Origin of the sequence: Mycobacterium interjectum, assembly GCF_900078675.2 — a bacterium.
Lineage (GTDB): Bacteria > Actinomycetota > Actinomycetes > Mycobacteriales > Mycobacteriaceae > Mycobacterium > Mycobacterium interjectum.
This window is the reverse complement of record NZ_LT546237.1, coordinates 2110670-2117836: the sequence shown is the minus strand read 5'-3', so window position 1 is coordinate 2117836 and position 7167 is coordinate 2110670. Positions and strand designations below refer to the sequence as shown.

The window sequence follows — 7167 nt, the reverse complement described above, 5'->3', positions numbered from 1 at the left end:
TTGTGTTTTCGTTTCCCCCCGCCATGTCGGCCGCATCGCCGCGCGGGTGGGACCGCGCGCGTTCCTGATCGCCGGTCCCGCCGTGGCGGGGATCGGACTGCTGCTGATCCGCCCGAAACCCAGTGGATTTCACGCGATCACCGACCTGGTCCCCGGGATGACCGTGCTGGCCATCGGGCTGGTGGCGACTATCACTCCGCTTGTGTCGGTGACGCTGGCCTCGGTGCCGACCGAACACAGCGGCCTGGCGTCGGCGATCAACAACGCCGTCTCGCGGCTCGCCGCGCTGATGTCGATTGGGTCGATCGGCCTGATCACCGCTGGCACGGCGCGCGCCACCGGATTCGCCCACGTTTTAGCGGTGAGCGCCGCACTATTTGCCTTGGGCGCGTTGTGCGCCGCGCTGTTGCTGACCAACCCCCCTGCCGGGTGCCAACCCGTGCCCTGCGATGTCGCGGCGTTATGCCGGGACCGGCTCGGTGCCCAACCCGCCCTGGCCAGCGGCCCCGTTGCCGCGACCGAACCGTCCCCTCCGCAGTGATCGGTTCACCGCCAGCACAGCCGTGTCTATCCACGCTTCGGTTCACAGCGGCACATCACTCACCCGGGTGAATAGGTGGTGGGGGTGGTGACGGCTCACCCAGCCTGGCTGCAGTCTCAATACGACCAGAGCGGGCGGGATTGTCACCCCGTTTGCAGGGGCTCCGAGCCAAGGGCATTACGTGTCGCTGATGAAGAACTGCGGTCCAGCTGGGGCCGTCACGAGAACCAGGAAGGCGATCCAACGGTTCATCCCAAAGGACGAGATCGACGCTACGGTTGCGACGTTCGCGCCACTTCATCCGCTGGGACGAGTCGGCATACCAGCCGACATCGCCAACGGCGTGACGTACCTGCTTTCCGACGAGGCCGGTTGGGTCACCGGCGCCATTCTCAACGTCGACGGCGGCGTCATGGCCGGCACAACTCACCCGATGGCGCTTCCCGCGCCGGACGGGAACCGGCACGGAACACTCTGGCGCACTGGACAATCGACCGGGAACTCAGGCAAGGAGGATCCGTGTCACGCGAATACAACCTGGCCGCGGCCGACTCAGCCTGCGGCAAACAACGATGAGAGGAAACACAGACATGCCCAAGCCCGAATTCTTCGACACCCCCGGATACGGGGAGATTGCCCGTACCCGCAACCACTACCGCCAAGCTCTGCGCATCGGCGATCGCATCGAGATCTCCGGCCAAGGCGGCTGGGACGAGGATTTCACCTTGTCGGCCACATCCCTGGAGGACGAGATCGTCAAGGCCTGTGACAACGTCGAAAAGACCCTCGCTGAGGCGGGCGCCAGCTGGGGCGACGTCGTGAACATCCACTCCTACCACGTCCCCACCGCCGACGATTCCATTGGTGCTCAACACATGTCGGTGATGGTGGACCAGTTTCGCAAGCGCTTTGGCGAAAACCTGCCGCTGTGGACCGCGCTGGGCGTCGAGGCACTCGCACTGCCCGACCAGCACGTGGAGATCGAGGCAGTGGCCATCGTCGGATCCGGTCGCACGTAGAACTCGGTACCAGGGTCGGGAAGCGTCGCTGCGGTACACCGGCGTCACAGGCCCTCCAGGCACGAAATTGAAGTAACCAGTCAAACGCAACTCTGAGAGGTTCAGCATGAAGATCGTGGTCATTCGCGGTCGTGGGCTTATTGGCTCGAAAGTAGCGTCCAAACTCAGCGCGCAGGGACACGACGTGCTCCCCGCCTCACGCCGATCGGGTGTCGATTCACTCACCGGTGAAGGCCTCGCCAACGCCGTCGCCGGTGCGGATGTCCTGGTCGACGTCGCAGATTCACCATTGTTCGACGACGAACCCGTGCTGCACTTCTTCACGACCACGACCACGAATCTTCTCGCCGCGGAACAGGAAGCGGGTGTCAAACATCATGTGGCGTTGTCGGTCGTCGGCGCGCAGATCATGCCAGATAGCGGCTACAACACCGCGAAAGCAGCTCAGGAAAACCTGATTAGGGATTCGGGCCGGCCTTATTCGATCGTGCGAGCAACTCCGTTCTACGAATTCGCGGTCGGCTTGGCCGATTCCGCGACAGACGGAGACATTGTCCGGTTGCCGCACGCGCTGTTCCGTCCTATCGCCGCCGACGACGTCGCGACCGCCGTGGCCCGGGTGGCCGTCGGGCGTCCAATCAACGGGGTGACGGAGATCGCTGGACCCGAAGAAATGGGGATGGACGATTTTGTCCGCACGGGCCTTGCCGCCAATGGTGATCCGCGTCGGGTCGTGACTGACGTCCGGGCGCCCTACTTCGGAGCCGTGATCGACGATCGCACCCTCGCGCCCGACGAGAACGCGACGATCTTCCCCACTCGATACTCCGACTGGATCGACGCAAACCTCCGAGGAGCTTGAGGAACGAAAGGGACTGCGCGTCCGCTGGTGGAAGGTCGTTGCCTAGCGGCCCGTCGCATGGTCGTCGGTGCGCGTGTCGGTGACCCACGCGGCCCGATTGGCAAATCCGGTGTGCTTTTTGTGTGATTCTTTTATGTCAGCTCGCTGCGAGTGCTACGTTTCGATCACCGCACGGTTCGGCGATCACCTGAGCTGGGCGACCGCTGGGCCGTGGGGTTGCTCCACGGAGGTGCGGAATGTCTTTTATCTACCTGATACCGGATGAAATAGACACGGCTGCAACGGAATTAGCAAGCCTCGGTTCCTCACTCAACGCCGCAAGCGCTACCGTGGCGGCACCGACCACCAGCATCCTGGCCGCCGCGGCTGACGAAGTGTCGGAAGCGGTCGCGGCCCTGTTCTCCGGCCATGCCCAGGAGTATCAGGCGATGAGCGCCCGGGCGGCCGACTTTCATCAGCAACTGGTGCAGACCCTGAACGCGAGCGTGGCCAGCTACGCCGACGCCGAGGCGGCCAACGCGGCGGCCGCCGCCAATCCGTGGCAGGCCGTGCAGCAGCAGATACTCGGCGCGANGCTCGAACGTTGCCGGCGGGGCCGGCGGGGCCGGTGGCACCGGCGGCCTGATCTACGGCATCGGGGGCCACGGCGGCAACGCCGGATTCGCCACCACGGGCAATGTTGGCGGTTCCGGCGGTGCGGGCGGCCTGTTGTTCGGCGACGGTGGCGACGGCGGCGATGGCTCGTTGGGCGGCAACGGAGGCAGCGGCGGGAGTGCCCGGCTGATCGGCAACGGCGGGGCAGGAGGATCCGGGGGCGACCAATTCACCGCAATCGGCCCCGGGGGAGCCGGTGGCGCAGCCGGCAACGGCGGGCCGCTCTTCGGCACGGGCGGTCACGGCGGGAGGGGCGGGGACGCCATCTTCGGTAATGGTGGCGCAGGCGGCACCGGCGGCAACGCGGTAGGGCTGATCGGCAACGGCGGCGACGGCGGCGAAGGCGGCACCAGCGCCGCGGGCGGTGCCGGCGGTACCGGTGGTGGCGGCGGCGCCGGCGGGCTGCTACTGGGAATCAACGGGGACAGCGGGCCGAAAGGCACGCCCTGATTTGTCGCCGCGGGTCGGTTCGACGATGACCTTGCAGCTGGCGGTCATACTCGATGACGCCTCGGCTGGCGTCGGGGATGTGACGGTCCGCCGTGCGCCGGCTAGGTCGCGGAATCCCCTTGCAATGCCGCGAGGCCGTCCCGGATTCCGTCGCTTACACGGTCGGAGACCGTAGGTCCGTCAACCGCTGCCGGGGGTCTACCCCCGCAGCTACAGCTGAGGACGCCGAAGGCGCTAGGGTCCGCGCTCGCCGGGGCGGGCACCCCCAACGCAACACACAGTGCAACAACGCTGCTGGACAACGCTTTCGTGATCACCAGATGCCGTATCTTGGGTCGCGGCACCAGATGCCAGATTGTGCGTCGCGGTACATGTGGCGCTTCCACCGCGCGTTGCGCTGGGCCTTTCGCCGCTGTTCCCACCTGAGCCACCGGTCGACAAACCGGTCAATCATCCTGTCAATTGCGGTCACCATGCTGGGTCTCAGGCTTTGCCGTTCTCCGACTTGAGCATCCACGCTTGCTTCTCCAAGTCGGTGATGATCGAGTGCAGCAGGTCAGCGGTCGACGGGTCGCCAGCGTCGACGTCATCGTGGACCGCACGCACGGTGTCCACCGTGGCGTAGACCCGAGTGGTGATCGCATCGACGATTTCGGTGGTGCTCAGCAGTCCCGGTGCGATAGCGGGGACGGACGTGGTCGCCGCGACCGTGTCGGAGCGTCCATCGGGAACTGCGTCAAGGGCTCGCATGCGTTCAGCGATCGTGTCCGCCGCTTCGCGCGCGATGTCGACGATATTGTCGAGTTGCAGGTGCAGGTCCCGGAAGTTGGTGCCCACCAGGTTCCAGTGCGCTTGCTTGCCCTGCAGGTGCAATTCGATCAGGTCGACGAGTACTGTCTGCAGGTCCCGCGCCAACCGGTCTGACGCTTGGAACATCTGCACGTCGTCGGCGTCACGGCGGCTGGTCGACGATGCCAATGTTGTCACGGCCGCTTCCTTTCGGTGGGTAACCCGGTGTGCATGCAATGCCCACCGGCCTTAGTTGCTTGCGTAAGCAAGTTTATGATTGCTTGCGCGCTCAAGCAATGTGAAAGAAAACACACCGGCTCGTATAGTTGCTCGCGCCAACATGTACTGCGTATTTTTGGCGCATGGCAGCTGTCAAGCCGGCGAAGAAGCCACGGGCCAAGAAAGCGAACGAGGTCACGCCCATCAACGTGGGCGAGTTCAAGGTGATTCGCGCACTGCACCCCGCGTTTGTGGCGATGATGCGGCGGATCGACACCGACCTGCAACGCGAGCAGCGTATGTCGCACGCCGAATACATCGCGCTGATGTTCTTATCCGAGGCCCCCGAGCACACCTTAGGGCTAAGCGAATTGGCGCGCCGCTGTCAGCAATCGTTAAGCGCCATCAGCCGCACCGTGGGTCGGATGGAGGCTCAAGGTTTGGTCCGACGCGAGCAGTCAGGCCGGGATGCGCGGGCCTACAACGCTGTTCTCACCGGTGCCGGGCTTGCCCGACTACAGGAAGCCACGCCCTTCCACATCGACAGCCTGCGCCGTCACCTATTCGATCACCTCGGTGGTGTAGATCTCGACGCGCTCGCTGAGGCATTCGAACGCATCGCCGTCGCTGCCAGCGGAGACGCTCATGTGGTGCCCGGTCGCCCTGCCGCAGATACCCCGATAGGGAAGCACATCAGCAATTGATCGGACGATCTTTCTGAACGAAGACATGCGAATACCAACAACGGGCCACGGTCGGCGCAGCCGGGAAGGGCGGGCCGCTGTTCGGCAACGGCGGCCATGGCGGGAGGGGCGGGGACGCAATCTTCGGAATCCGCCACCCAGGGCGTATCAAAACTGCAACAGCTAAAAGCGCTGTATTTCAGGCGGTTTCAGCAGCCGCAATCAACCGTTAAGCCTCGTCGCATGTGCGCATGGCCGAGAAGGTTTGGAGTGTCGCGTCCGGCCGTGCCTGCCTGGCTGGGCGTTTACGTCCAGAATTCGTTCATGGGTTGGGCGTACATGTCGTTGGCTGTCAGCGGTCCCAAAGCTCCCGGCGTAGGACTCAAGGCGTCTTCGATGGTGGCCATTAGGCCGTACTGGTCGTAGTGGCCGGTGGCGACGAAGTGGCCGGATTGCATCCCGCCCAGCGTCACGGCGCCCTGGTTCGGGATGACGATCATGGGAACGTTGTTGCCTTCGTTACCGATGCCCAGTGAGAGGTTGTTGTAGTCCTCGTCCCAGGTAAGGATGATCACGTCCTTTTGCGTCGGGTCGGTCCAGGTCGGCGAGCTCTGAATGGTGGACACCTGTTGCTGGACGAACTGGTCACCGGCCGCGACGTTGTACTGGTGCGTGGTGAGCTGGCTGCCCAGGAAGTTCAGAGCGCCGGTAGGAGTGCTGACAGGGCCTTCCATGTTGTTGGACTCGTTGGCGGCTATCCACGCGAATTGCGGTGCGGTACTTGGGTTTTGCAGATCGGTGCCTAAATTCGTCAGCGGGAGCAGATGGGTCGGTAGGTAGGTGGGGTTGGGGTTGCCATAGACGTAGTTGAACATTGCGAACGGTAATTGGTCGACGGCGTAGTCACCCGAGTCGGTGATGGCACCGGGATAGGGCATGCTCTGCGCGTAACCGGCCCAGGTGACGCCCGAGGAATCCATTTTTGCCATGAGGTTGTTGGTCCCGTAGATGACGTTCGGCGGCGGGTTGACGTCGATGCCGTAATCCGTTCCGCCCAGGATCCGGAAGTAGTTGGGGTCGCTGGGGTGGCCCAGCGCGTAGTAGTTGTCGGCGTACCCGTAGGTGTTGATCAGGGAGTTGATGTACGGCGCGTTGGGGCTGCCGAGGATGTCGCCGACGCCGTGGTTCTCCATGTAGATCAGGAACACGTGATTCAGTTGGCCCACGTTGGACGTCGGTGGGGTGAGCGTCGGCTGGGCGAGGTTCGGATCGCCGACGGTGAACGACAGGTTGTCGGCGAAGGCGTTGTTGTAGTTGCCGAGGACCGGGTTGTGGTCGGCGAAGGTCGCGGTCACCACGGCTTGGGTGGTGCCCACCGGGATCGTCCCGGAAACGTCTCGTGCCTGGAAACCGGTGATTCCCAAGCGATCCAGCGACGTGACCGAGCTGGTCGAGCCGGTGCCCAGGACGACGCCGTTGGCATTGAGGAAGGTGACCTGCAGTGAGGCCGAGGATGGGTCTCCCAGGTAGCCGCCGAGCATCCCACTCAGCGTGTACGGCGTTGTGCCGGTGTCGATCTTCCCGGCTGCGGCGGAGAGGTTGACCACTTGGCTGATGGTGGACGTGGCCACGGGTCCGCCGCCGGCGAAATTGCTGCCACCGCCCGCGGGCGGGGTGCCGGGGAAGCCCAGCAAACCCGGCAGGTCGGGGATGGAGAACGGTCCCGGGTAACCGCGCGGGGTGCCGTAGGCGATGATCGTCGGGGTGCCGGTCACCGTCCAGCCCGGAATGGTCACCCCGCTGTAGCCCGAGCCGGACGGGTCGGCCGTTTCGAAGCCGGGGTTGACCAACAGGTTCGGGCTCATCGGTAATCCGGGAATCCCGTTGCGGCCGAGCAACATCCCGCCGGCCCCCACCGTGCCGGGGCCGCCCAATAGCCCGGCGCCGGCG

General features: G+C 64.6%; 5 protein-coding genes and 3 pseudogenes. 6 read left to right on the top strand and 2 right to left on the bottom strand.

Annotated features, from left to right (window positions below):
- The 5 genes and pseudogenes from BN4348_RS44585 to BN4348_RS62850 all read left to right on the top strand — a co-directional run.
- Window positions 1–541, top strand: a pseudogene (locus BN4348_RS44585) (MFS transporter); the annotation flags it as partial.
- 235 nt (window positions 542–776) lie between these two features.
- Window positions 777–962: pseudogene (locus BN4348_RS44580) on the top strand (SDR family oxidoreductase); the annotation flags it as partial.
- Between the two features lie 169 nt (window positions 963–1131).
- The gene (locus BN4348_RS44575) at window positions 1132–1560 is read left to right on the top strand and encodes a Rid family hydrolase (RefSeq protein WP_066913856.1); all 429 of its coding nucleotides are present in this window, start codon (window positions 1132–1134) and stop codon (window positions 1558–1560) included.
- Between the two features lie 106 nt (window positions 1561–1666).
- Entirely contained in the window at window positions 1667–2422 is a 756-nt protein-coding gene (locus BN4348_RS44570) for an SDR family oxidoreductase (RefSeq protein WP_066913854.1), read from the top strand.
- 236 nt (window positions 2423–2658) lie between these two features.
- Window positions 2659–3448: pseudogene (locus BN4348_RS62850) on the top strand (PE family protein); the annotation flags it as partial.
- A 561-nt stretch (window positions 3449–4009) separates the two neighbouring features.
- Here the strand turns inward: BN4348_RS62850 and BN4348_RS44560 are convergent.
- A complete protein-coding gene (locus BN4348_RS44560; protein ID WP_066913860.1) occupies window positions 4010–4462 on the bottom strand; it encodes a Dps family protein in 453 nt (150 codons plus the stop codon).
- 215 nt (window positions 4463–4677) lie between these two features.
- Between BN4348_RS44560 and BN4348_RS44555 the strand changes: the two genes are divergently transcribed.
- Window positions 4678–5238, top strand: coding sequence for a MarR family winged helix-turn-helix transcriptional regulator (locus tag BN4348_RS44555; protein WP_167670471.1), 561 nt, complete (start codon window positions 4678–4680; stop codon window positions 5236–5238).
- Window positions 5239–5522: 284 nt separating this feature from the next.
- Here BN4348_RS44555 and BN4348_RS44550 read toward each other — a convergent pair.
- On the bottom strand, window positions 5523–7167 hold a 1645-nt coding region (locus tag BN4348_RS44550), incomplete at its 5' end, for an alkaline phosphatase family protein (protein WP_066913850.1).

Excerpts from the sequence above, each read along its gene's own strand:
- BN4348_RS44575 (WP_066913856.1), top strand. The coding sequence starts at position 1,132 with ATGCCCAAGCCCGAATTCTTCGACACCCCCGGATACGGGGAGATTGCC.
- BN4348_RS44570 (WP_066913854.1), top strand. The coding sequence starts at position 1,667 with ATGAAGATCGTGGTCATTCGCGGTCGTGGGCTTATTGGCTCGAAAGTA.
- BN4348_RS44560 (WP_066913860.1), bottom strand. The coding sequence starts at position 4,462 with ATGTTCCAAGCGTCAGACCGGTTGGCGCGGGACCTGCAGACAGTACTC.
- BN4348_RS44555 (WP_167670471.1), top strand. The coding sequence starts at position 4,678 with ATGGCAGCTGTCAAGCCGGCGAAGAAGCCACGGGCCAAGAAAGCGAAC.